The following is a 429-nucleotide window of genomic DNA, read 5'->3' on the forward strand; positions in this document are numbered from 1 at the left end:
TACCACCGCTGGCGATGGTCTGGAACGCCTGCGCCACTTCGATTGGCGTTAAGTTCAACGCCCCCAGCAGCATCGCCGGAACCGGATGCAGCTGATCTTTCGGTACGCCCAGTTTGATCCAGGTATCCGTAACTGCAGGCAGCCCCAGCGCCATCCCCAGATTTACCGTCGGCACGTTCATCGAACGGGTCAACGCATCCACCAGCATCACTCTGCCGCTTTCGCTATAACGACGGTCATCGTTCTGCGGTGACCAGACCTGGCCATTCGGCTGACGCAGCGCGATTGGCGCATCGGCAATCCACGTGTTCAGGCGATAGATTTTCGGCTGGCTTAAAGCCGTCAGATAAGTCGCTGGTTTTGCAAGGGAACCAATCGAACGACGCGCCTGCATCGCACGGTTGTAGCCCGCAAACTGCGGCTCAGAAC

General features: G+C 58.5%; 1 protein-coding gene. It reads right to left on the reverse strand.

Annotation, left to right across the window (positions count from 1 at the left end; genetic code table 11):
- A partial coding sequence (locus HV826_RS36525) for a penicillin-binding transpeptidase domain-containing protein (protein ID WP_255217612.1) occupies nucleotides 1-429 on the reverse strand: 429 nt, incomplete at both ends.

It is taken from the genome of Myxococcus sp. AM010, from assembly GCF_013372585.1.
GTDB lineage: Bacteria > Myxococcota > Myxococcia > Myxococcales > Myxococcaceae > Myxococcus > Myxococcus vastator.